Raw genomic sequence first — 22,592 nt, forward strand, 5'->3', positions numbered from 1 at the left:
CGGGGCTCATCGCGCCGGGGCGGCCGAGGGGGCGCCGACGGGGGCGTCCCACTCGACGTGGTGGCGTTGCTCGACGCCGAGCGTCCGCTCCGGCTTCAGGAACGTCCGCGTCGCCAGCGGCATCATCAGCCTCATCATCGTGATGGCGAACGGCCCGAGTGCCTTGCTGTTGTTGGTCCTGGCGGCCCGCCTGGCGACCTTCTCGACGCGCTCGCGGCGCAGCCGTTCGTAGGCCGCGAAGGCGCGGGCGGGCTCGGGCAGGTCGCGCAGGCAGCGGGCGAGCTCGACCGCGCTCTCCGCCGCCAGTGACGCGCCCTGTCCCGAGCTGGGCGACGGCGCGTGGACGGAGTCGCCGACCAGCACCATCCTGTCGCTGTGCCAGCGCGGCACGCTCGGCATGATCTCGACCGTGCCCAGCGTGACCAGGTCCTCGGGCCTGGTGTGCCGCAGCAGCTCCGGGCCGGGCACGTCGCCCGCGTAGATCTCGCGCAGCCGGCGCAGCCACTCGTCCGCGGGCACGGCCCGCGCCTGGGCGGTGGTCATCGGCCTGTCGTGGGGGACGTTGGCGAACCAGGCGGTCCTGCCGTCGGGCTGGACCCAGTAGCCGAGGAAGCCGCGCCCGCCGAAGACGAAGTACGCGGCGTCGGGCCGGGCCGGTGGCGCGACGTCGGCCAGGCCGCCGAAGTTCAGCAGGGGGACGTGGCGCGGCTCGGGCGCGGCGGGGTCGATGAGCGTGCGGACGACGGAGCGGATGCCGTCCGCGCCGACGAGGATGTCGGCGCTCGCGCTCGTGCCGTCGGCGAAGTACGCGGTGACGCCCGTGGCGCTCTCGTCGGCGCCGACCAGGCGCCTGCCGTAGGCGAAGGGGACGCCGGAGGCGACGGCGTGGGCGTGCACCGCCCGGTACAGGTCGCCGCGCCACATCGCCTGGCCGGGCTCGAGGTCGGCCAGGCCGCGGAACTCGCCGATGAGCCTGCCCGCGCCGTCGGTGATCACCGTGTCCTTCACGGGCTGCCCGGTGGCCTTGACCGGCGCGTCCGCGCCGACGGCCCGTAAGGCGTCCAGCCCGTTCGGCGCGATGGTGAGCGTGCCGCCGATGCCGTCCGCGGTGCCCGCGTAGGCCTCGTGGACTGTCGCCTCGATGCCCGCGCGGCGCAGTGCCATCGCGGTCACGGGGCCCGCGATGCCGCCGCCGATCACCAGTGCCGTGCTAACCGCTGCCATGATGACTCCCGAAGATCGTGTGCCAGGTGGTGACGTAGTCGGGTTGCTGGAGCGCCTCGACGAGCCGGTCGACGAAGCGGAGCTCGGCCTCGATCACGGCGAGCCGGTAGTCCTCCTCGACGAGGAACACCCACGCGACGCCGCTGTCGGTGGCGGCGCGCACGCTCTCGCGGATCTCGCCGGCCTGCGCCTCGATCGCGGTGGCGCGCCGGCGCAGCAGGCCGGCCGCCTCGGCCGGATCGAGGACGCTCAGCAGGGAGAGCGCGACCCCGAAGTGCGGGTACTCCTCCGCCGGCTGGGCGACCAGCTCACGCAGCCAGTCGTAGAGCTCGCGCCGGCCGGGGTCGGTGAGCGCGTAGAGCGTGCGCTCGGGGCGTTCGGTGTCGCGCACGGTCTCCCGCTCGACGATGAGACCCGCCTTCGCCAGCTGCTTGACCACCATGTAGAGCGAGCCCCTGTTGTACTTGAAGCTGCGGTCCTTGTGGGTCTCCTGCAGCCGCCGCCCGAGTTCGTACGGATGCATCGGCTCCATCAGCAGGAACGCCAGCACCGCCAGGGCGAGCGGGTTGGACACCTTGCGCCGGTTCTCCACGCACATCTCCATAGTTGACATCAACTAGTTGACATCAACTATAGGCGCGGAAGTCGCCTCTGGGAAGCCTCCGATCGTTAGGAAACCTACGTTGACATTCGTGCTGATTCTGTGGGAATTTGCGGAATATCGGGGGAATCTGAGGGTCGGCCAAGGAGGAACTCACCATGACCCAACGTCTGCCGATCACCCGCCGGAACCTGCTGCTCGGCGCAGCGGCCTTCGGAGTCCCCGCGATCCTCGCGGGATGCGGCGGGAACCCCAGCGATCAGCGCGCCCCCGGCGCGAGCGGTTCGGCGGCGCGCGGCACCGTCACCATCGGCTCCAACGCCTCCGACGAAATCCCCAAGAAGTCACTGGAAACCGTGATCAAGGCCTTCACGCAGGCCGACGTCAGAATCAACACGGTCGACCACAACACCTTCCAGGAGAACATCAACCGTTACCTCAAGGGCACGCCCGACGACGTGTTCACCTGGTTCGCGGGCTACCGCATGCAGTTCTTCGCCGAGCAGGGGCTGGCCACCGACATCTCCGACGTGTGGCAGGAGATCGGCGCCGACTACACCCCCGCCTTCAAGGCGGCCTCGACGGGCTCGGACGGCAAGCAGTACTTCGTCCCGTTCACCTACTACCCATGGGCGGTCTTCTACCGCAAGAGCCTGTGGGAGGAGAAGGGCTACCAGCCGCCCAAGACGCTGGACGAGTTAACCGCGCTGGCCAGGAAGATGAAGGCCGACGGGCTCATCCCCATCGCCTTCGCCGACAAGGACGGCTGGCCCGCGATGGGCACCTTCGACATCCTCAACATGCGGACCAACGGCTACGACTTCCACATCTCCCTGATGGCCGGCAAGGAGACGTGGACCGACCCGAAGGTCAGGCAGGTCTTCGACACCTGGCGGGGCCTGATGGAGTTCCACCAGCCCGCGGCGCTGGGCCGTACCTGGCAGGAGGCCGGGCAGTCGCTCGCCCAGAAGAAGACCGGCATGTATCTGCTGGGCATGTTCGTCGCCCAGCAGTTCCCCGAGGCCGACCGCGACGACATCGACTTCTTCACCTTCCCCGAGATCAACCCGCAGTTCGGCACCGACTCCATCGACGCGCCGATCGACGGCTACATGATCTCGGCCAAGGCCAAGAACGTGGACGGCGCCAAGACGCTGCTCAAGCACTTCGCGCAGGCCACCTCGCAGAACGCGGCCACCAAGCTCGACCCCGGCACACTGGCGGCCAGCTCCAAGGCCGACACCGGCGGCTACAGCGCGCTGCAGAAACGGGGTGCCGAGCTGGTCTCGCAGGCCAAGCACATCGCCCAGTTCCTCGACCGCGACACCCGGCCCGACTTCGCCTCGACCGTGATGATCCCGGCGCTGCAGCGGTTCGTCGGCAAACCCGACGACATCGACTCCTTGCTGAAGGACATCGAGGCGCAGAAGCTCAACATCTTCCGTTGATGACCCGCCGATACTCCCCCAGGGACCTCGCTGTCCTGAGCCTGGGGCTCGGGACGGCCGTCCTGGTCAACGTGGCTCTCATCTGGGGACCCACGCTGGCCTCGATCGCGCTGTCGGGCACCGACTGGAACGGCATCTCCGAGCTGCGCTGGATCGGGACGCGCAACTACGGAGACCTGGCGGGCGAGTACCCGCCGTTCTGGTCCGCGGTCCGCAACAACGTGCTGTGGCTGGCCTTCCTCGGCCTGGTCGCCACCCCCTTCGGGCTGTTCTGCGCGGTGCTGCTCGACCGGCGGCTGCGGCTGTCACGGGCCTACCAGAGCGCGCTCTACCTGCCCGTCGTCCTGTCCCTCGCCGTCGTCGGCTTCATCGCCCAGCTCGTCTACTCCTCCGACTACGGCGTGCTGAACGCGGTGACCGGGCTCACCACCGACTGGCTCGGCGACAGCGACATCAACATCTGGGTCGTCATGGTGGCCGCCGCCTGGCGGCACGTCGGCTACGTGATGATCATCTACCTGGCCGGGCTGAAGGCGGTCGACCCCGCGCTGAAGGAGGCCGCGGCGATCGACGGGGCCAACGAGGCGCAGTCGTTCTTCCGCGTGGTCTTCCCCACCCTGCGGCCGATCAACATCATCGTGCTGGTGATCACGGTCATCGAGGCGCTGCGCGCCTTCGACATCGTCTACGCCATCAACAAGGGCAGGAACGGGCTCGAACTGCTGTCGGTGCTGGTCACCGAGAACATCGTGGGCGAGGCGAGCAGGATCGGGTTCGGCTCGGCGATCGCGGTGATCCTGCTGGTGATCTCGATGGGGTTCATCGTCACCTACCTGACGCAGATGTTCAAGGAGGACCGCAGGTGACACTGACCGCCTCCCGCCCCACCGCCGTCCAGCCGGCCCGGCCGCCGGCCAAACGCCCCTTCCGGCCGTCGCGCGTGGTGCTGCACGCCTTCCTCGTGGTCGTGTCGCTGGGCTGGCTGCTGCCGCTGCTGCTGGCCGTCTACGCCTCGCTGCGGCCGTACGAGGAGACGGCCGAGCTGGGTTACTTCTCGCTGCCCCGCACGCTCACCCTCGACTACTACACCCAGGCCTGGGCCCAGGCCGAGCTGCCCAAGTACTACCTCAACACGCTGATCGTCGTCGTGCCCGGCGTGATCCTCACCCTGCTGCTGGCCTCCTTCGCGGCCTTCGTGATCGCCCGGCTGCGCATCCCGGGGCGCAAGGTGCTGCTGGTGGTGTTCACGGCGGGCAACCTGCTGCCGCCGCAGGTACTGATCACACCGCTGTACACGCTGTACACGCTGGTCCCGCTGCCGTGGTGGCTGTCGGACTCGCTGTCGCTGTACGACTCCTACCTCGGGCTGATCCTCGTCCACGTGGCCTTCCAGTTCGGTTTCTGCGTGTTCGTGCTGGCCAACTTCATGCGGACGATCCCCGAGGAGATCTCCGAGGCGGCGCTGGTGGACGGGGCGAGCGTGTGGCGGCGCTACTGGCAGCTGACGTTGCCGTTGTGCCGTCCCGCGCTGGCGGCGCTGGCCACGCTGGAGTTCACGTGGATGTACAACGACTTCCTGTGGGCGCTGGTGCTGATGTCGTCGGGCGACAAGCTGCCGGTGACGTCGGCGCTGAACAACCTGCGCGGGCAGTTCTTCACCGACTACAACCTGCTGGCGGCCGGGTCGCTGCTGGTGGCGCTGCCGACGCTGATCGTCTTCCAGCTGGCGCACAAGCAGTTCATCTCCGGTCTCACGCTCGGCTCCACGAAGGGCTGACGCGCCTCCTCCCCGGTCTTTCCCAGGGGGAGGCGCGCCGCCCGCCCGGCCGGGCCGTACGAAAGGAACCACGTGCGCGTCGCAGTCACAGGAGCCCACGGCAAGGTGGGGCGCGCCACCGTGCGCGCCCTGCAGGCGGCCGGACACGAGGTGACGGCGATCGACCTCACCCGCCCCGTCCACGAGCGCGCCGCCGTGCCGGGCTTCTTCTTCCCCGACCGGCCCTTCCTGCCCGACTACGTCCCCGTCGACGAGGAGCATCCCGCCCGGCCGCAGGACCCCTACGCGCTGGCCAAGCACTTCGGCGAGCAGCTCATGGACGCCGCGGTGCGCCGCTGCGCCGCCCGGCTGTACGGCGACGCGGTCGAGGTGCGCCCGCACGACCGGGTGGACGCCTCGGCGATCTCGTGCGAGAAGGCGGTCAGGCTGCTCGGCTGGAGGCCGAAGCGGTCGTGGCGCGACTACCTCGACGAGGAGGGCCACACCCACTGACGTCACCCCCTCTTGTGTTGACGTCATGATGATGCCATGATGACGTCATGGATCTTACGCACTACATCGAGAACCTGCGCCGCGAGTTCGGCGACGCGGCCGACGCCGCGGGGCCAGAGGCGCGGGCGATGGCCGACCGGCTCACCGGGCTGCTCGACTCTTCTCTGCGGCTCACGCTCATCGAGGTGCTCTCCGAGGCCGCCGACGAGCTGACGCGGGAGATCGAGCCCGGCGTCGTCGACGTGCGCATCCGCGGCAGGCAGCCGGAGTTCGTGGTCACCGTGCCGCCCGCCTGGCACGCGGGCACGCCCGCCGCTCCGCAGCCGCCCTTCCCGCCCGCCCCGGGGGCTGCCCCGCTGCCGCCCTTCCTGGGAGCTCCTCCGCAGCCGCCCTTCCCGGCCGCCGCAGGGTTCCCGCCGGAGGCGCCCGAGCCGCCGACGCCGCCCGGCGAGGCCGACCAGGGCACCGCCCGGATGACGCTCCGGCTGCCGGAGGCGCTGAAGGCCCGCATCGAACGGGCCGCCGCCGCCTCGGGCGTCTCGGTCAACGCCTGGCTGGTCAGGGCGCTGTCCGGCGCCGTCACGGAGCCCGCGCCCGGCACGCCGCCCCCCACGATCGGCCGCCGCATCAGCGGCTGGGTGAGCTGACCGCCGTCCTTCTCTCACACGTTTGGAGTTCCGTCATGCCCGTCTTCTCCACACCCGAGCCCGTCACCGCCCACGTCGACATCCCGGCCGGCCAGATCAGGATCAGCGCGAGCGACCGCGACGACACCCACGTCGAGGTACGGCCGGCCGACCCCGGCAGCCCCACCGACATCGAGTACGCGCAGGACGTCGTCGTCGAGCACGCCGACGGGGTGATCACCGTCAAGGCCCCCGACCGGCAGCGGTTCAGGAGGGCGCCCGCACTCCACGTCTCCATCGCGCTGCCCTCACGCTCCGACCTGCGCGCCACGACCGCCTCCGCCGACGTCATCGCCACGGGCGAACTGCGAGAAGTGGCTGTCGACTGCGCCTCGGGTGACGTCACGGTGGCACACGCGGTCGAACTCGGCGTCAAAAGCGCCTCCGGCGACGTCAGATGTGACGTCATCGAAAGCGACGCGATCGTCGATGCCACCTCAGGCAACGTGCGGCTCGGCACGGTCGGCGGCGGGATCTCCGTCGTCACCGCCTCCGGTGACACCGTCATCGGCCACGCGGGCGGCGGCGTCGGCAGCCGCTCGGCCTCCGGCGACCTGGTCGTGGAAAGCGTCGCGCGCGGCAGGGTCGGCGCCGAGAGCGCCTCGGGTGACATCAGGATCGCGATCGCCGAGGGGTCGGCCGCCTGGCTCGAGGTGTCGTCGCTGTCCGGGCGCGTCCGGTCCGAGCTGCGGCAGTCGGAGCAGCCCGCCGAGAGTGTCGACAAGGTCGAGGTGCGGGCACGCACGCTGAGCGGCGACATCGCGATCGTCAGGGCCACGGGGTCGCGATGAACGACCGGATCGACCGGCCGGCGCCCCCGGACCGCGGCACCGAAACGGAGGACGCACGATGAACAGCCGGATCGACCGGCCAGGCCCGGACGGCGGCACCGAAACGGAGGACGCGCGATGAACGACCAGCTGAGCTACCTGTACACCCGGTCGGCGCACCGGGACCGCGTCGCCGCGGCGGAGCGCCTGGCCGCCTTACGACCGTGGCGGGCCGGCCGGGACGGCGGGCTGCGTCACGCGCTGGCGCTCGGCCTGCACCACCTGGCCGACGCCATCGACCCGTCCCGCCCGACCGGCGCCCATCCCGCCCCCTCGGCCTGACCTCCGCCCGGGGCACACGCCACAGACCCGTGTCACAGGAGGGTGTGGAAACGGGCGGCGACGTGCTCCCAGTCCCACTCGCCCGACACCCACTCCCTGCCCCGCTCCCCCATCTTGCGCGCCCTTCCGGGATCGCCCAGCAGGTCGATCAGCGCGCCCGCCACCTCCTCCACCGACCTGCCGTCCACCACCAACCCCGTCTCGCCGTGCCGTACGGCGTCGGGGGCTCCGCCGGAGGCGCCCGCCACCACCGGCAGGCCGGTCGCCGACGCCTCGAGGAACACGATCCCCAGCCCCTCGACGTCGATCCCGCCCAGCCGGGTCCTGCACGGCATGGCGAACACGTCGCCCACCGCGTAGTACGAGGGCAGCTCGGCGGGGGGCACGACGCCGGTGAACCGTACCGACCCGCCGAGGGGTGCCGCCATGCGGGCCAGCCGCCGGTGGTACGGCCCGCCGCCCACGACGAGCAGCACCGCCGACGGGACCGCCCGCAGCACCAGCGGCCATGCCGTGATCAGCGTGTCCTGTCCCTTGCGCGGCACGAGCCTGGACACGCAGACCGCGACGGGCCTGCCGTCGAGCCCGAGTGACCGGCGCAGCGCCGCCGCCTCCACCGACGGGTGGAAGAGTGCCGGGTCGACGCCCGGCGTGAGCCGGACGAGCTTGGCGGCGGGCACCACCCCGACGAGCCGGGCGTGGGTGTAGGACCCGAGGTAGGTGACCACGTCCGCGTGGGCGCCGATCCGCCGCATGAGGGGGCGGAACAGCGGCGAGGACTCGTGCCCGTGGGTGAGCATGACGATCCTGCGCGCTCCCGCGGCGCGCAGGCGGGGGGCGAGGAGGCCGAGCGGGGCGGCCGCGCCGAAGACGACGGTGTCGACGCCGTGCGCGGTCACCAGCCTGGCCGCCGCGCGCGCCACCGCGGCCGTGGGCAGCATGAGGGAGGTGGGATGCCGGACGACCGGGTACGGCTGGCGCCCGTCGAACTCCTCCCAGCCGCGCCACCGCGAGGCGTGGACGATCACGGAGGGGGTGCGCAGGGCCAGCCCGTGGACGAACGACTGGATACCGCCCGGCCTGGGCGGGAAGTCGTTGGTGACGATGAGCACCCTGGTCACGCCGCCACCCCGCCCACGTCCGGCCGGCCGGCACGGCGCGTCCGCCGGGAGGCGGGTCGGGGCCGGGGCGCGGCAGGGGCGGGGGTCATGGGAAGCGCCCTGCTCACGGGGCGTTCATGAGCTCCCATGAGCGGGCCATGGAGATGCGCTGCGGCGCGGTCGGATGCGAGGCATAGAGCACATATTCCACAGCATCAGGCGACAAGTCCGAAATATTGGTAACAGCAAGCCGTTTTTGCATCGCGATGAACGTCCGCGGGTCCCGGGTCAGGTCCAGCGCGTGCAGGTCGGCCCTCGCCTCGACGTGGCGGCTGACGAGGTTCTGCGCGGGCCCCGACAACACCGTCGCCAGCGACAGGAACCCCATGACGGCCCCCACCGCCAGCGGGTCCGACAACGGCCGGCGCCACAGCGGGGCCACGCAGAACAGCAGCACCGCCCCGAAGGCCGCGCCGAGCCCGCCCACGAGCGTGCCGTGGAGCACGTCGTCGTACGTGGCGTGTCCGAGCTCGTGCGCGATGATCAGCTCCACCTCCTTGTCCGGCGCCTCCAGCAGCGTGTCGTAGACGACGATCCTGCGCGTGGCGCCGAACCCGGACACGTAGGCGTTGAGCGCGGTGGTCCGGCGGGAGGCGTCGGCGACGAGCACGTCCTCGACCGGCACGTCGGCGCGCCTGGCCAGGTCGAGCAGCTCGGTGCGCAGCTCTCCCGCGGGCATCGGGGCGAAGTCGTTGAAGATCGGCTCGAACACGACGGGGTAGACGAAGGAGGCGCCCACCGTCAGCACGAACGCGCCGGCCGCCACGGGCACCCACCACCGCCTGAAGCGCCTGGCCAGGCCGACGATCGCGAGCACCATGACCGACAGCAGCGCGACGCGCACACCGATGGACTTGAGCCGGTCGCCCGTCCAGCTCCACCAGTTCTGGGTGGACAGCCCGAAGGCGCGCAGCTCGGTCTCGAACCACATGCCCAGCGGCCAGCGCAGCACCTCGACGACGGCGGTCAGCACGACGACGCCGAGGACGACCCGCAGCCACCACGGTCCCTTCAGCCCGCGCAGCAGCCGCGCGCCGAGGGGCGTGGCCACGAGCAGGCCGGCGAACACGACGGTCAGGCCGAGCGACAGGTAGGAGGGCACGCTCGTGGCCGCGTCGAAGGCGCGGGAGCGGGCGATCTGGGCGGAGGTGAAGTCCTGTGCGGGGTCGGGCGGCACCGTGGGCGCCCCCGCCATGACGTCCCACGGCGTGGTGAGCACCACGACCACCAGGATGGCCACCCCGAGCACCGTCAACGCGATGCCCGCCTGCCGGTCCAGCCGCCTCATCCGTCTCCCTCCGCGCCTGTCAGCTCGTTGCGGACATACTCCCGCCAGTGCGCGACGAGCGCGCGGACCGACAGGCCCAGCGGCTCGAGCGCCTGGCCGAGCCGCATTCCGGCGGCCCGCTGGTAGAGGTCGGCCAGCGCCCGCTCGCCGTACCTGGCGGCGATCAGGCGGCAGGCCAGCCATGACTCCTGGTAGACCTGCGCGAGCCGGGGCGAGCCCGGCGCGAAGGCGGCGTCGGCCGGCAGCGCGCCGGGCAGCCGTCCCGCGCGCGCCTCGGCCGCCAGTTCCGCGGCCGCCACCCGCGTCGCGAGTCCCGAGCGCAGGTAGCCGACGTAGTCGGCGAACCCTTCCCGCAGCCACACGGGCCGCCCTTCCGTTCCGGCGGCCACGTGGGTCAGCTCGTGGGTGAGGACGACGTCGCGGCCCACGGGTGTGAGGCGCGCGAAGGCGCCGGGCAGGACGATCACCTGTCCCGCCGAGGCCAGCGCGGCCAGCCCGTCGACGGGGCCCGCGCCCGCGAGGGCGGCCGCCTCCGCGGTGGTCCTGGGCACCACGACCCGTGGCCGTACGGCGCGCCGCAGGACCGCCGAGACGGTGAGGGCCGCCGCGTCGGCCCGCGCGGCCAGGTCGCGCAGGAGGGCGGCGGCGGTGTGGTGCCCGACGACGAGCGAGCGCGCGCCGTAGGCGACGACGACGCCTGACTCGCCGAGCGCGCGGGCCTCGGGCGGCAGGCGGCGTCCCGCGGACCCGGCCACCGTGCAGATCGCCGGTCCGGCCAGCGCGGCCGCCAGCAGGGTTCTGCGGGTCACCACGGCTGTGATGCTAGCCCGGACAGGCCGAAGCCCCGTCCGAGGGGGATGGACGGGGCTTCGGGCCTCCGGCGGCCGGGGGCTACGCGCCGGGGCGGACCGCGCCGGCGAAGGACGCCTTGCGCCAGCCGCCGAGCTTCTCGATCCGCACGGTCTTGCCCGTGCTCGGCGAGTGGACCATCCGGCCCTTGCCGACGTACATGCCGACGTGGCCCTTCCCGCGGAAGAACATCAGGTCACCGGGCTTGAGATCGTTCCACCTGACCTTCTTCTTGATGCGCGCGTACTGGCTGTACGTGACGCGGGGGATCTTGATGCCGGCCTTGGCCCAGGAGTACTGGACCAGTCCCGAGCAGTCGAAGGCGCCGGGTCCTGTGCCTCCGAAGCGGTAGGGGTCGCCGATCTGCTTCTTGGCGGTGGCGACGGCCCTGGCCGCCTTCAGCCGCTGTCGAGCCGCCTTGGCCTGCCGCGTCGCCGCAGCCGTCGACGCCGCGCCCGCCTGTACGGCCGGCGCCGTCTTCACGGTCGTCGTCGTCGCCAGGGTGGTGGTCACCGGGGTCACCAGGGTGGTGGTCGCGGGGAGCGCTGTCGCGGGGGCCGCTGTCACCGGGGTCACCGTCGCCTGCGCCGCGGGTGCGTGGAGGACGATCCCTCCCATCGCCACCACGACGCCGCTGAGGGCAAGGCAGGACAGACGGGTTGTGCTAGAGGGGGTAGACAGAATGTCTCCTTGGGACTTCCACCAATGCCTACCGGGTTAGCTGACGGGTTCGGGCGGGGAAGTCGCCCTTCCGGCCCGCAGGCCGGATTCACCCCAGGAACGTGGGTCCCCGGCTCCGTGCTCCATGCCGCACGGACTCGGCGGGTCGACCGCGCACGCCTGTCTGGGGTTACGGCGCGGCGACCAGCGGATCTTTATGCGTGCACCGGCCGCTGGGAGGCCGGTGGGCGGTTCCGGCGCCATGGCTTGGTCGCCGCGATGCGAGAACGTACCTGGCGCCCCAAGGCCAGGCAAAGGCCGGGCAAAGCTGTCAAGATCACCGACTGGTTCTTGTCAGAAGAGGAGTCGCTGCTCTGTGGCGGGTTTCGTTATGCGAATGTGACCCTGCTCACACTTGCTTCTGTGGCGACCTGTCAGATCACATCCGTTACTTTCCTCACACTCCCGGTATAAGGAGAATTAAGCCTTAATACCTGCGACATACACTCGGCGCATGCTTGATGGGTGGTCGCTACGCGTCCTGGTGGAGGTCGGACGGCGCGGCTCGTTCTCCGGAGCGGCCGAGGTGCTCTCCATGACCCAGCCCGCCGTCTCGCGGCAGATCGCCATGCTCGAACGCCACACCGGCGTCACGCTCTTCCACCGCCGCCCGAGGGGCGTCCAGCCGACGGAGGCGGGCCGGGCGGCGATCGAGCAGGCCATGGCCGTGCTCGACGGCATGAGCCTGTTCGAGACCAGGCTGCGCGCCTTCGCCTCGGCGGACATCGGCCGGGTCAGGGTCACCGCCTTCCCGAGCGCGGCCACCAGGTTCGTGCCCGAGAGCTTCCGCCGCTTCGCCGCCGACCACCCGGGTGTCGAGCTCTCCCTCAAGGTCGGCGGCCCTGACGTCGCGTTCCCCGTCACCGCCGACCTGGCGGAGGGCGCCGCCGACGTCGCCCTGCTGACCTCGTGGGGCCCCGTCCCCGACCCGGGGCTGGAGGTGCTCGACCTGTTCGACGACGAGCTGCTGGTCGCCCTGCCGGCCGGGCATCCGCTGGCGGCCGGAGAGCGGGTACGGCTGGCCGACCTAGCCGCCGAGCCCTGGATCGACGGCACGCACCCCGACGGCCTGGCCCCCGTCGCGCAGCTGCGGGCCGCGATGGGACGCGCGCCGAGGATCGCCCACCTGTGCGACGACTGGAACGGCCGCCAGGGCCTGGTGGCGGCGGGCGTGGGCGTGATGCTCCACCCGTCGATCGCGGGCATGGCCGTTCACTCCGGCATCCGGCTGGTCGAGCCCGCGCCGCGACTGCCCGCCAGGCGGATCAGCGCCGCCGTCCTGCCGGCGCCGGGCCGCCCGTCCGCGGTGAGCGCCTACCTGCGGGTGCTGCGCGAGATGAGCGAGACCTACGGCCGGATGGCGCCGACCAGCCGCCCGCCGTAGGAGGACAGGCTGGCGACCTTCACCACGTCACCCGTCTGGGGGGCGTGCACGATCTTGCCGCCGCCGGCGTAGATGCTCACGTGCCCGAGCCCTGAGCTGAAGACGAGGTCGCCGGGCTGCAGCTTGTCGAGGGAGACCCTGCGCTTGGCACCCCAGGCCCACTGCTCCCAGGTGGTGCGCGGCAGCGACACGCCGGCGGCCCGCCACGAGGCCTGGGTCAGTCCCGAGCAGTCCCAGCCGCCCGGGCCCGTCCCGCCGTACTGGTACGGCTTGCCGATCTGCGCGTAGGCGAAGCTCAGCACGGCGGCGGCGTTGCCGGAGGCCGAGCCGGTGTACTTGAGGCCGGTGCTGTTGGGGTTGCCCACCCGGTAGGCGCCGAGCCTGCGCAGCAGCTTCTCCTGCTGCTCGACCAGCTCGAGGATCTTGTCCCGCTCCGACTTGACGTCGTCGCGCAGCTTGTCGGCCTCGGTGAGCGCGCCCTGCGCCTCCTCCTTGTCGGCCTTGAGCTGCCGGTTCTCCTCGTCGAAGGCGGCGAGGGTCTGCGCCCGCTCGGCCGTCATCTGGCCCATCAGCGCCATGCTGCCGAGGGTCGCCGTGGGGTCGGCGTCACCCATCAGCGAGGACCAGGTGGTGGCGTCGACGCCCTGGTAGGCGTTGACCGCCATGCCGACGACCTCGGCACGCAGGCCCGCCACCCTGGCCAGCTTGCTCTTGTACCTGGTGTTGAGCCCGTCGTAGGTCTTCTTGGCCTTCTTGTACTTCTCGGTGGCCGTGTTGTACCTGTCGACGACCTTGTCGGCCTTGTCGTTGAGCTTCTCGAGCTTGGCCTTGGCCTGCGAGATCGAGGGGCGGGGATCGGCGAGCGCGCCGTCCAAAGGCAGGAAAAGCGCTCCGAGCGCGAGACCCACAGCCACCGGCACCCGGCCAAACCTCACGACGACACGCCTCCCAGTGATCACGCCTGGGGCGAAATAGTACAGAAGCGGTGCCTAGCAGCTCAAAAAGTCAGTCAATTTGTGACCTAGGCTCGGCCAAGACGGCGCAGGAGCAGCGCCGACTGCACGGGGCGCGCCCCCATCCTGCGCACCGACTCGGCCACCTCGCGGTCGGAGGAGACCACCGCGATCGCCCTGCCCTGCGGTTCGGCCCGCACCAGCTGGCGGATCAGATCGTCGGCGATCTCGCCGGGCGCGCTGAACATCACCCGGACCCCGCGCGGCGCGACGACCTGCACGGGCGCGTTGAGCTCCGCGCCGTCGAAGACGACCGTGACCTCGACCCTGGTCTGCGCGACCAGGCCGCCGAGGCCCGTCATCAGCCGGTTGCGCTGGTCGGCGAGGGTGAGCGTGCCGTACCCGGTCTTGGTGACGTTGTAGCCGTCGATGATCAGGTGCACCTGGGGCAGTGCGAGCAACTGGTCGAGCAGCTGCGGGTCGTCGTCGGCCAGCGCCCTGGCGGGCACTCCCCGCACAGTGGGCGCGCCGGGGGCGACGGCCGCGACCGAGTCGGCGGGCCTGCTGATCGTCGTGGGCAGGGCGAGCTCCCTGCGCAGCCCGGCGGAGGCGTCCTGGAGCGCGTCCAGCAGCACCCTGATCCTGGTGTCCTCGATGCTGCGGCCCTCACGGGCCGCCCTGCGCGAGGCCTCGAGCTGCCGCTCGACGTCGACCAGGCGCTCGCGCGTCCGCCGGAGCTCGGCCTCCCCCGCGCTGCCGGCCGTGGACGCCGCCACCCTGGCATCCTCGGCGGTCTGGGCCAGCTCGGCGGCCCGCTGCTCGGCGGTCTTGAGCCGCTCCCTGGCGTCGTGGAGCTTGCGGCGCAGGTCGGAGTTCTCGGCCCTGGCCGCCTTGAGCTGCTCGCGCAGCCGTTCGGACTCCTCCTTGGCGGCGGTCTTCTGGGTGGCCAGCTGCTCGCGCAGCCGGGTGACGGTCGCCTCCTGCGCCGATCCCTCGGCGGCGACGGCCGACTGCTCCAGGTCGGCCCTGGCCATCTCCACCATGTCCGCCCAGCCAGGCGGCCTGGTCAGGTACGCGGCGGCCGCGACCAGCACGGGGTCGGCGGCGGGCGGCACGTGACCCTCGGCCAGCGAGGCGACCAGCTCGGGCCAGCCCTTCTCGATCGACTCGGCGACGGCCTCGCGGAAGGTCTTGTCGTTCTCCAGCTGGGCGGCGATGGGCGCGCCGCCCAGCTTGGCGCGTTTACGGGGGTCGAACTTCGCGATGCCGCGCAGCGGCGCCGGCACGGACGTGGGCGGCATGGCGCCGAGCAGCTGGGCCGCCAGGTCCACCACGTTGAGCCTCACCTGCTCGGGAAGCGGACGAGACAGGCCATCACCGGCTGAGCTCATCCCACTGCCTCTCGACTGACCCTTCGCGATTGTCCTACTCACCAAGGGTAAGGGTGTCACACACATGTCCGTGTCGTGACTCGTATATGGACAAGCGCTTGGTTGGAGAGGTACGACAGGGTCGTGACCGAGCAGATGCGCACCTCCACCAGGGACCTCGACGAGCTGCGCGAGCGGCTGAGCGCCTGGCTCGGGCAGGAGGTCTCGCAGCTCTCGCGACCCTCGGCCAACGGGATGTCCAGCGAGACGCTGTTCTTCACCGCGGGCACGACCAGGTGCGTGGCCCGGCTGGCGCCCGCGCGGGAGGCGGTGCCGGTCTTCCCTACCTACGACCTCGGCACACAGTTCGAGGTGATGCGGCTGGCCAGGGAACGGGCCGGGGTGCTCGCGCCGAGGGCGCTGCGGTTCGAGCCGTCGGCCGAACCGCTCGGCACGCCGTTCTTCGTGATGGAGCGGGAGGAGGGCGAGGTGCCGCCCGACGTCCCGCCGTACACCTTCGAGGGCTGGCTGCTGGAGGCGGCGCCCGACGACCGGCGGCGGCTGCAGGACGCCACGGTCGCCGTGGCCGCCCGGCTGCACGGCACCCGCTTCAGCGACGCCGAACTGGCTCCGCTCGGCCGGCGCGGGCTGCGGGCACACGTCGACGCGCAGCGCGCCTACTACGAGTGGATGCGCGGGCCCTCGCGCATCCCGCTGCTGGAACGGGCCTTCGACTGGCTGGAGGACCACTGGCCCGCCGAGCCCGGCCCCGACGTGCTGACCTGGGGAGACGCCAGGATCGGCAACGTGATGTACCGCGACTTCACGCCCGTGGCGGTGCTCGACTGGGAGATGGCGGCGGTGGGGCCGCGCGAGCTCGACCTGGCCTGGATGATCTTCCTGCACCGGTTCTTCCAGGACCTGGCCGAGGTCTTCGAGCTACCCGGCCTGCCCGGCTTCATGCGCCGCACCGACGTCTGCGCCACCTACCGCGACCTGTCCGGCCACACGCCCAGGGACATGGACTTCTACGAGGTGTACGCGGCGCTGCGGCACGGCATCGTCATGGCCCGCGTCTGGCAGCGCCGGATCCACTTCGGCGAGCAGCCCGCTCCCGACGACCCCGACGACATGGTGCTGCACCGCGCCCGGCTGGAGCGGATGCTGTCATGACTCCGCGTCGTGGACCAGCAGCGCGATCTGCACCCTGTTGTTGAGCGCCAGCTTGGTGAGGATGCGCGAGACATGGGCCTTGACGGTCGCGACGCTCATGTAGAGCTCGCCGCCGATCTCGGCGTTGGACCGCCCCCGCCCCACCAAGACCGCCACCTCGCGCTCGCGCTCGCTCAGCCGGTCGAGCATCGCCCGCGCCCGGTCCCTGCGGGTGCCCGCGCCGCCGTCGGCCACGTGGGAGATGAGCTGCCTGGTGACGGCGGGCGACAGGATCGGCTCCCCCGCGGCCACCCGGCGGATGGCGGCGACCAGGTCGGCCGGCGGGATGTCCTTCAGCAGGAACCCGGCCGCCCCCGCCCGCAGCGCCCTGAGCACCTGGGCGTCGGCGTGGAAGGTGGTGAGCACGACCACCTCCGGCGGGCTCGCCGTGCCGCGCAGCGCCTCGGTCGCGGACAGCCCGTCGACGCGCGGCATGCGGATGTCCATGAGCACCACGTCGGGCCGGTGCTCGGCGACCAGCCTCGGCACCTGGTCGCCGTCGGCGGCCTCGCCCACCACCTCGATGTCGCCGGTGCCGCCGAGGATCATCGACAGCCCCGCTCGGACCAGCGCGTCGTCGTCGACGATCAGCACCCGGATCTTCATTTCTCCCACGGCAGCCATGCTTCCAGAACGAAATCCCCCTCGGCGGCGCGCCGGTGGGCCAGCCGGCCACCGGCCAGCTCCGCCCGCTCGGCCAGCCCGATCAGCCCCGTGCCGGTGCCGGGGATGCTGGACGGCCAGCTGGTCTTGTTGCGGACCGCGATGGTCAGCCCCTCGCCAGGGCCGCCCGTCACCACCACCCGGACGGGCGCGCCGGGGGCGTGCTTGCGCGCGTTGGTGAGCGCCTCCTGAACGATCCGGTAGGCGTTGCGGCCGAGACTCTCCGGCGCCTGGCCGACCGCCTCCAGCCGGAGCGCCACCTCCATGCCCGCCGCGCGCGACTCATCGACCAGCCCGCACAGGTCGTCCAGCGTGGGCTGCGGGCGCTCGGGACGGCCGTCGGCCTCGTCGCCCGGCTGGCGGAGCACGCCGATGACCTCACGCAGGTCCTGCAGCGCCTGGTGGGCGCTCTCCCTGATCGCCCCTGCCGCCTTGGAGATCTGCTCGGGCGGCGCGTCCGGCCGGAACTCCAAAGCACCCGCGTGCAGGCTGAGGATGGAGATGCGGTGGGCGAGCACGTCGTGCATCTCCCGGGCGATGCGCTCGCGTTCGAGCCGCCTGGCCTCCCGGCCGGCCACCTGCGCCTGCTCCCTGAGGGTGTGGACCAGCTGGCGTCTGGACCTGACGACCATGCCCCAGCCGAACACCGCGAACACGAGCAGCACCCCGACGCCCATCATCCACGCGGGACCGAGCTCGTCGGGGCGCCACAGCGCCAGCGGGAAGACGCTGACCAGGTTGAGCGCGAGCACGATGCCGGAGATCTTGAAGGGGCGGTGCACGGCCACCGTGAACAGCGCCACGGCCGAGGCGCCGCCTACCATGACGAAGGTGGCCGACAGCAGCGTCGTCACGACCGCCAGGGTGACCGGCCAGCGACGGCGCAGCCACACCGACGCGCACGCCAGCGCGCCCAGCACCTGCTCGCTGACCCGCAACGGCCTGGCCAGGCCGTCCAGGTCGGGCAGCGACAGCACTGCCAGCCCGCAGGCGACCAGGAAGACCAGGATGTCCACGATCCAGTCGCGGGTCGAGCGGCGCACCGGCCGCCCCTCCTCCGGATCGCCGAGCAGGACCGAGGGCAGCAGCCACCGGTACTCCACCTTCATGGTCCCCCACCCTTCATGGGCCCCCACCGTAGGGCCACCCTTCGGCGGGGCGACAGCGACCAAAGTCGATACCGGTCTCAACCTGTGGCCGACGCAGCGGCCGCCGCCCGAACCCGAGGCTTGGCGGCATGAAGGCAATCCTCGACGTGGCCGGCGCCGTGCTCCTCATCCAGGGCGTCGGCGGCGTGGTCAACACCGTCCTCGGCTGGTGGGGCTGGGCGCACGACTTCCTGATCGTCAACCGCCTCCCGTTCCTCGACGGCTACGAGGTCTTCGCCGGCATCGGGCTCGGCATCCTCGGCTTCGCGCTGCTGGCCACCGCCGACTCGATGAAGAGGACCGGCTGACCCGTGACCGAGCTCACCCTGCGTCCTCCTCGCAACCTGGCCGACCCGCGCACGGTCGCCTGGTGGACCGTCCAGGCCTTCCTGCTGGCCGTCCCCCTGGCGGCGGCCGTCCTGGCGGCCTACTGGTTCCTCACGCCGCGGCCGGCCGTTCTCGGCGGGGTGGCCGTGGCCGTCGCGCTGGCCTGCCTGCTGTCGGCCGCGACCGTGCCGCGCGCCTACTATCGGGTCCAGCGGTGGGAGATCACCGACGAGGCGGTCTACGTCCGCTCCGGCTGGATCACCCACACCTGGAGGGTGGCGCCGATGTCGCGCGTCCAGACCGTCGACACCGCGCGCGGCCCGGTGCAGCGGATGTTCGGGCTGGCCGACGTCACGGTGACCACCGCGTCGGCGGCGGGGGCGATCACGATCGAGGGGCTCGACCACGAGCTGGCCGCCGAGCTTGCCGCCAGGCTCACCGCCGTGACGCAGGCGACGAAGGGGGACGCCACGTGACCGCGCGGCAGCAGCACCAGGACGACATGGCGTGGAGCGCGCTGCACCGCAGGATCCCGCTGGCCACGGCGGCCTTGTCGCTGACCGTCGCCGCGCCCGCCGCCTTCGGCGTGACGCGCCTCCTGACCGGCGCGGACCTGCCGCGCGAGCTGGTCATCGCGGGCGCCGCCGGCGTGGTGGCGCTGGTGGTGGCCGCCGCCTACGCCTACGGCGTCGCCCGGCTGCGCACTACCCGGTTCAGGCTCACCCACGACCGGCTCGAACTGCGGGCGGGCGTGCTGGTCCGCCAGCACCGGTCGATCCCGCGCGACCGGGTGCGCAGCGTCGACGTCAAGGCCGACGTCGTACGGCGGGCGCTCGGCCTGGCCGTCGTCAAGATCGGCACGGGCGAGCACACCACCGGCGAGCACACCGAGCTCACCCTCAACGCGATCGCCGCCGCCGAGGCCGAGGCGCTGCGCCGTACCCTCCTGACGGGGGCGGGTGCGGCCGCACCGGCCTCACCGAGCGCCGGTCACCCCGGGCACCCAGAGCGCTTCGGGCACGCCGGGCCCGGCCATCGTGAGCACACCGAGCCCGGACACCCCGGTCACGCTGGGCACATCGGTCACGCTGGGCACTCCGGTCACTCCAGGCACGCCGGGCATGCTGGACACGAGGAGAGCGTGCGGGTCGTCGCCGCGCTGCGGTGGGGCTGGATCCGCTACGCGCCGCTGTCGATCTGGGTGTTCGTCGGCGGCGCGGTCGCGGCCGGAGCGCTGAAGAAGGTGCTCGACGTGGTCGGCATCGACCTGTTCAGCACCGCGGCGGCCACGGCGGCGTGGGAGTGGCTGGTCGGCAACCCGTGGGTCGCGGTGCCGATCGTGGCGGCAGGCAGCCTGCTGGTCGGGCTGGCCGGCGCGCTGGGGCTGTTCGCCGAGTCGTGGGGCAACTACCGGCTCGAGCAGGAGGCCCGGACGCTGCGGGTGCGCAGGGGGCTGCTCACCACACGGTCGCTCACCATGGAGACGCGCAGGCTGCGCGGGGTGGCGGTGGCCGAACCGCTGCTGCTGAGGCTGGGCGGGGGTGCCAAGGTCAGGGTGGTGGCGGTGGGGCTGCGCAAGGCGGAAGGACAGGAGAGCGAGGAGGTCTCCGCGCTGACCCCGCCGGTCCCGCGGGCCGAGGCCTTCCGCGTCGCCTCCCACGTCCTGCACGCCTCACCGGCCCCCACCCCGCCCGGCCCCGCCGTCCAGGACGCGCCCGCCACCCGCGGATTCCCCGGCACACCGGACCACCACACTGTCGCGGGCCGACCCACCGTTTCCAGAACTCCGAACACCCATGGGCCCGACGGCGGACACACCCTTGCCGGCGCGCCGGACGCCCACGGGCCCGCCGGAGCCGCTGGTGGACATACCGGGTCCATTGTTACGGATCCGGTGGACGCACGGGCGGCCGTGGCATGGGGCGAGCTGGAGCCGCATCCGAAGGCGGCCAGAGGCCGTCGCACGCGCCAGGCCATCGGCGCGGTCGCCGTGCTTGCCGCCGCCATGGGCGTCACCGAGTGGCTGACCGGGTGGATCCCGCCGGTCGCCTGGGCGCTGCCCGTCCTCGCCCTTCCCGCCGGACTGGCCCTGGCCGCCGACGCCTACCGAGGGCTCGGGCACCGGCTGGCCGGCGGCCACCTGCTGACCCGGGCCGGCTCGGCGGGCCGTACCACGGTGGCGCTCGACACCGGCGGCATCGTGGGCTGGCGCATCCGCCAGTCGGTCTTCCAGCGCCGGCTGGGCCTCATCACCGTGTCGGCCACGACCGCGGCGGGCGACGGCCACTACGACGTGCTGGACGTGGGCGTCGCCAAGGGGCTCGACCTGGCGTCGCGTGCCGTACCGGGACTGCTGGAGCCGTTCCTGGCCCGGGTCCCGCGCCCCGCCCGGCCCAGGACCTGACCGCCGCGCCGCACAGACGGGCCGCCCGGCCCAGGACCTGACCGCCCGCCCGCCCGGCCCAGGACCTGGACCGCCGCGCCGCACAGACGGGCCGCCGCCCTACGCCGACAAGCCGCCGCCCCGCGCAGACGGGACGGCGCGCCGCGCAGACGCCCGGCGCCGCGCAGACGGTCCCGTCGCGTGGGGCGGGCGCGTCAGTCCTCCTGCGGGGTCGCCTGGGCCAGGGCGGCCAGCATCTCCTTCGCCACCGTCATGGCCGCCGCCCGGGCCTCCTTCTCGCCCAGCACCTCGACCTTCGGCGAGTTGGTCGGCTCGTCGGCACCCATCTCGGCCCCCGAGAAGGAGGCCTGGATGACGGTGAAGCCCTTCCTGACCACGACGTCGGCGGCGCCGTTGAAGACGGCGTTCTTCCTGTCGACCCGGTACTGGACGAAGGCGGCGTCACCGAGCCCCTGCAGCTTGTCGACCTTGCCCCAGGTGAAGCCGCCCAGCGAGCTCTCCGCCATGCCCACGGCGCCGGACAGCTCGGTGGAGTAGGCGCTCAGCGCGGCGGTCGGATCTCCGGCGCCCGCCCGGTTGCTGAACACCTGGACCGTGACGAGCGCGCTGCGGATCCCGCGCCGGCCCTGGCCGGCGGGGGCCTTCAGGTTGAGCCAGCGGCACTCGGTCTCCTTCACGCCGACGGCGTCGTTGCCCCTGGCCCGCTCGGTAGCGCCGGGCACCAGCTTGATCATCGCGGGCGCCATCCGCTTGCACGCCTCGGGCATCTGGGCCAGCACGGTGGGCGTGGACGACGGGGTCGGGACGGGCGAAGGGGACGGCGAGGCGCTGGGCGCGACCGAGGCCAGGACGGCCGGATGGGCCTTCTTCCACTCGGCCGCCGCCTTGGCCAAGTGGGTCAGCAGGACGCCGACCTCGCGCAGGGCGTTCTCCTCGCTGACCGACTGGACGCTCTCGTTGGTCAGCAGCTTGGCCTCCTTGCGCTGCTGGCTGGCCTGGTAGTGCACCTCGATGACGAGGTCGTCGACCCGGACGCGACCCTCGCCGAACGAGTACCACAGCAGCTTGTCGCGCCGCCAGGTGTACTGGCCGAAGGCGCCGTCACCCACCCCCGCGTACTCCTTGAGGGGCGAGTAGTAGTTCTTCTCCCCCGGCTTCGCGTCCTTGTCCTTGCTGGTCGCCTTGTAGGAGAAGAAGCCGCGCTCGGCCTCGTGCGCCTGCTGCGCCTCCGCCCTGCCCGTCTTGGGCCCGTCGGGCCGGTACTGGGAGACGTTGATCCTGATCTCGCGGCTGCGCCAGAACTCGCCGTAGGAGATGCGGCGGTTGGTCCAGTCGCAGGAGGAGACGACAGCGTAGTCGGAGTCCCTGGAGCGCTTGTCCACCGTCGCGCCGGGCACCAGGCGCTCGGCCTCGGCGGGGGGAAGCATGGCGCAGGCGTCGAGCGTCGGCGCGGCGGCGGGCGCGGTGGCCGTCCCCGTGGCCGATGCCGTGACGCCGGCCGAAGGGGAGACCGGTGTGGGCTTGGCGGGCTCGTCGGCGGCGGTGGGCCTGCCGTACAGGAGGAAGGCGCCCGCGCCGCCGGCGATCAGCACGACCGCGGCCCCTCCCGCCACCACCGGCAGCACCCATCCCCGTCGCTTCGGCGGCGGGGACGGTGGCTGCGCCGGCATCGTCGGCACCTGCTGGAACTGCCAGTCCGGTGCGCGGTACGGGTTGGTAGGCGGGGGATCGTCCTGATTCCAAGACATGGGCATGGATGCTAGCCGTCCTGATG

At 72.2% G+C, this 22,592-nt stretch carries 23 protein-coding genes and 1 riboswitch; of the genes, 12 read left to right on the forward strand and 11 right to left on the reverse strand.

Annotated features, from left to right (window positions below; all coding sequences use genetic code 11):
- Positions 1–6: 6 nt before the first annotated feature.
- Both ABZX22_RS37685 and ABZX22_RS37690 read right to left on the reverse strand, forming a co-directional pair.
- Positions 7–1,224 carry an FAD-dependent monooxygenase gene (locus ABZX22_RS37685; protein ID WP_354919363.1) on the reverse strand — a complete coding sequence of 406 codons (1,218 nt, stop codon included), beginning with the start codon at positions 1,222–1,224 and terminating at the stop codon, positions 7–9.
- Positions 1,211–1,816, reverse strand: coding sequence for a PadR family transcriptional regulator (locus tag ABZX22_RS37690; RefSeq protein WP_354919366.1), 606 nt, complete (start codon positions 1,814–1,816; stop codon positions 1,211–1,213). Before ABZX22_RS37690 ends, ABZX22_RS37685 begins: the two co-directional genes overlap by 14 nt.
- A gap of 167 nt (positions 1,817–1,983) precedes the next feature.
- Between ABZX22_RS37690 and ABZX22_RS37695 the strand changes: the two genes are divergently transcribed.
- From ABZX22_RS37695 to ABZX22_RS37725, 7 genes are all read left to right on the forward strand, one after another.
- Entirely contained in the window at positions 1,984–3,273 is a 1,290-nt protein-coding gene (locus ABZX22_RS37695; RefSeq protein ID WP_354919369.1) for an ABC transporter substrate-binding protein, read from the forward strand.
- A complete protein-coding gene (locus ABZX22_RS37700) occupies positions 3,273–4,139 on the forward strand; it encodes a sugar ABC transporter permease (RefSeq protein WP_354919371.1) in 867 nt (288 codons plus the stop codon). Before ABZX22_RS37695 ends, ABZX22_RS37700 begins: the two co-directional genes overlap by 1 nt.
- The gene (locus ABZX22_RS37705; RefSeq protein ID WP_354919374.1) at positions 4,136–5,050 is read left to right on the forward strand and encodes a carbohydrate ABC transporter permease; all 915 of its coding nucleotides are present in this window, start codon (positions 4,136–4,138) and stop codon (positions 5,048–5,050) included. Before ABZX22_RS37700 ends, ABZX22_RS37705 begins: the two co-directional genes overlap by 4 nt.
- 72 nt (positions 5,051–5,122) lie before the next feature.
- Positions 5,123–5,542 (forward strand): NAD-dependent epimerase/dehydratase family protein, encoded by a 420-nt coding sequence (locus ABZX22_RS37710; protein ID WP_354919377.1) that lies wholly within the window; start codon positions 5,123–5,125, stop codon positions 5,540–5,542.
- Between the two features lie 47 nt (positions 5,543–5,589).
- On the forward strand, positions 5,590–6,189 hold the full coding sequence (locus ABZX22_RS37715; protein WP_354919380.1) for a toxin-antitoxin system HicB family antitoxin: 600 nt from the start codon (positions 5,590–5,592) through the stop codon (positions 6,187–6,189).
- 35 nt (positions 6,190–6,224) lie between these two features.
- Positions 6,225–7,019 carry a DUF4097 family beta strand repeat-containing protein gene (locus tag ABZX22_RS37720; protein WP_354919383.1) on the forward strand — a complete coding sequence of 265 codons (795 nt, stop codon included), beginning with the start codon at positions 6,225–6,227 and terminating at the stop codon, positions 7,017–7,019.
- A gap of 117 nt (positions 7,020–7,136) precedes the next feature.
- Positions 7,137–7,340 carry a hypothetical protein gene (locus ABZX22_RS37725; protein WP_354919385.1) on the forward strand — a complete coding sequence of 68 codons (204 nt, stop codon included), beginning with the start codon at positions 7,137–7,139 and terminating at the stop codon, positions 7,338–7,340.
- A 32-nt stretch (positions 7,341–7,372) separates the two neighbouring features.
- On the opposite strand, the gene ABZX22_RS37730 is transcribed toward ABZX22_RS37725, so the two are convergent.
- From ABZX22_RS37730 to ABZX22_RS37745, 4 genes are all read right to left on the reverse strand, one after another.
- On the reverse strand, positions 7,373–8,461 hold the full coding sequence (locus ABZX22_RS37730; protein WP_354919388.1) for a glycosyltransferase family 4 protein: 1,089 nt from the start codon (positions 8,459–8,461) through the stop codon (positions 7,373–7,375).
- Positions 8,462–8,564: 103 nt separating this feature from the next.
- A complete protein-coding gene (locus ABZX22_RS37735; protein WP_354919390.1) occupies positions 8,565–9,788 on the reverse strand; it encodes a M48 family metallopeptidase in 1,224 nt (407 codons plus the stop codon).
- Positions 9,785–10,600, reverse strand: a complete 816-nt coding sequence (locus ABZX22_RS37740; protein WP_354919392.1) for a hypothetical protein — start codon at positions 10,598–10,600, stop codon at positions 9,785–9,787. The genes ABZX22_RS37735 and ABZX22_RS37740 overlap by 4 nt, the downstream gene beginning before the upstream one ends.
- A gap of 79 nt (positions 10,601–10,679) precedes the next feature.
- A complete protein-coding gene (locus ABZX22_RS37745) occupies positions 10,680–11,255 on the reverse strand; it encodes a C40 family peptidase (protein WP_354919395.1) in 576 nt (191 codons plus the stop codon).
- A 73-nt stretch (positions 11,256–11,328) separates the two neighbouring features.
- Positions 11,329–11,471, reverse strand: a riboswitch (cyclic di-AMP (ydaO/yuaA leader).
- A 340-nt stretch (positions 11,472–11,811) separates the two neighbouring features.
- Here ABZX22_RS37745 and ABZX22_RS37750 point away from each other — a divergent pair.
- Positions 11,812–12,741 (forward strand): LysR family transcriptional regulator, encoded by a 930-nt coding sequence (locus tag ABZX22_RS37750; RefSeq protein WP_354919398.1) that lies wholly within the window; start codon positions 11,812–11,814, stop codon positions 12,739–12,741.
- Here ABZX22_RS37750 and ABZX22_RS37755 read toward each other — a convergent pair.
- Entirely contained in the window at positions 12,705–13,661 is a 957-nt protein-coding gene (locus ABZX22_RS37755) for an NlpC/P60 family protein (RefSeq protein ID WP_354919401.1), read from the reverse strand. The two genes, ABZX22_RS37750 and ABZX22_RS37755, sit on opposite strands and share 37 nt — an antisense overlap.
- Before the next feature lie 101 nt (positions 13,662–13,762).
- Positions 13,763–15,040: an NYN domain-containing protein gene (locus ABZX22_RS37760; RefSeq protein WP_354919404.1), complete on the reverse strand. Its 1,278-nt coding sequence runs from the start codon at positions 15,038–15,040 to the stop codon at positions 13,763–13,765.
- A 168-nt stretch (positions 15,041–15,208) separates the two neighbouring features.
- Here ABZX22_RS37760 and ABZX22_RS37765 point away from each other — a divergent pair, with 168 nt between their 5' ends.
- Entirely contained in the window at positions 15,209–16,237 is a 1,029-nt protein-coding gene (locus tag ABZX22_RS37765) for a phosphotransferase family protein (protein ID WP_354919407.1), read from the forward strand.
- Here the strand turns inward: ABZX22_RS37765 and ABZX22_RS37770 are convergent.
- Positions 16,232–16,882, reverse strand: coding sequence for a response regulator transcription factor (locus ABZX22_RS37770; protein ID WP_354919571.1), 651 nt, complete (start codon positions 16,880–16,882; stop codon positions 16,232–16,234). The genes ABZX22_RS37765 and ABZX22_RS37770 overlap by 6 nt on opposite strands.
- Entirely contained in the window at positions 16,879–18,048 is a 1,170-nt protein-coding gene (locus ABZX22_RS37775; RefSeq protein ID WP_354919410.1) for a histidine kinase, read from the reverse strand. The genes ABZX22_RS37770 and ABZX22_RS37775 overlap by 4 nt, the downstream gene beginning before the upstream one ends.
- A gap of 128 nt (positions 18,049–18,176) precedes the next feature.
- Here ABZX22_RS37775 and ABZX22_RS37780 point away from each other — a divergent pair, with 128 nt between their 5' ends.
- From ABZX22_RS37780 to ABZX22_RS37790, 3 genes are read left to right on the forward strand one after another with little or no spacing between them, the layout of a single operon-like run.
- Positions 18,177–18,395, forward strand: a complete 219-nt coding sequence (locus tag ABZX22_RS37780) for a hypothetical protein (protein WP_354919413.1) — start codon at positions 18,177–18,179, stop codon at positions 18,393–18,395.
- Positions 18,396–18,398: 3 nt separating this feature from the next.
- A complete protein-coding gene (locus ABZX22_RS37785; protein WP_354919416.1) occupies positions 18,399–18,890 on the forward strand; it encodes a PH domain-containing protein in 492 nt (163 codons plus the stop codon).
- Positions 18,887–20,818 carry a PH domain-containing protein gene (locus ABZX22_RS37790; protein WP_354919419.1) on the forward strand — a complete coding sequence of 644 codons (1,932 nt, stop codon included), beginning with the start codon at positions 18,887–18,889 and terminating at the stop codon, positions 20,816–20,818. The genes ABZX22_RS37785 and ABZX22_RS37790 overlap by 4 nt, the downstream gene beginning before the upstream one ends.
- Before the next feature lie 194 nt (positions 20,819–21,012).
- Here ABZX22_RS37790 and ABZX22_RS37795 read toward each other — a convergent pair whose 3' ends face one another.
- The gene (locus tag ABZX22_RS37795) at positions 21,013–22,566 is read right to left on the reverse strand and encodes a hypothetical protein (RefSeq protein WP_354919422.1); all 1,554 of its coding nucleotides are present in this window, start codon (positions 22,564–22,566) and stop codon (positions 21,013–21,015) included.
- Positions 22,567–22,592: the final 26 nt, after the last annotated feature.

It is taken from the genome of Nonomuraea sp. NPDC003804, assembly GCF_040610675.1.
In the GTDB taxonomy this organism is placed as follows: Bacteria; Actinomycetota; Actinomycetes; order Streptosporangiales; family Streptosporangiaceae; genus Nonomuraea.

Excerpts from the sequence above, each read along its gene's own strand:
- ABZX22_RS37725 (WP_354919385.1), top strand. The coding sequence starts at position 7,137 with ATGAACGACCAGCTGAGCTACCTGTACACCCGGTCGGCGCACCGGGAC.
- ABZX22_RS37750 (WP_354919398.1), top strand. The coding sequence starts at position 11,812 with ATGCTTGATGGGTGGTCGCTACGCGTCCTGGTGGAGGTCGGACGGCGC.
- ABZX22_RS37700 (WP_354919371.1), top strand. The coding sequence starts at position 3,273 with ATGACCCGCCGATACTCCCCCAGGGACCTCGCTGTCCTGAGCCTGGGG.
- ABZX22_RS37770 (WP_354919571.1), bottom strand. The coding sequence starts at position 16,882 with ATGAAGATCCGGGTGCTGATCGTCGACGACGACGCGCTGGTCCGAGCG.
- ABZX22_RS37695 (WP_354919369.1), top strand. The coding sequence starts at position 1,984 with ATGACCCAACGTCTGCCGATCACCCGCCGGAACCTGCTGCTCGGCGCA.
- ABZX22_RS37685 (WP_354919363.1), bottom strand. The coding sequence starts at position 1,224 with ATGGCAGCGGTTAGCACGGCACTGGTGATCGGCGGCGGCATCGCGGGC.
- ABZX22_RS37795 (WP_354919422.1), bottom strand. The coding sequence starts at position 22,566 with ATGTCTTGGAATCAGGACGATCCCCCGCCTACCAACCCGTACCGCGCA.
- ABZX22_RS37780 (WP_354919413.1), top strand. The coding sequence starts at position 18,177 with ATGAAGGCAATCCTCGACGTGGCCGGCGCCGTGCTCCTCATCCAGGGC.
- ABZX22_RS37735 (WP_354919390.1), bottom strand. The coding sequence starts at position 9,788 with ATGAGGCGGCTGGACCGGCAGGCGGGCATCGCGTTGACGGTGCTCGGG.
- ABZX22_RS37775 (WP_354919410.1), bottom strand. The coding sequence starts at position 18,048 with ATGAAGGTGGAGTACCGGTGGCTGCTGCCCTCGGTCCTGCTCGGCGAT.
- ABZX22_RS37745 (WP_354919395.1), bottom strand. The coding sequence starts at position 11,255 with ATGGGAGGGATCGTCCTCCACGCACCCGCGGCGCAGGCGACGGTGACC.
- ABZX22_RS37715 (WP_354919380.1), top strand. The coding sequence starts at position 5,590 with ATGGATCTTACGCACTACATCGAGAACCTGCGCCGCGAGTTCGGCGAC.
- ABZX22_RS37720 (WP_354919383.1), top strand. The coding sequence starts at position 6,225 with ATGCCCGTCTTCTCCACACCCGAGCCCGTCACCGCCCACGTCGACATC.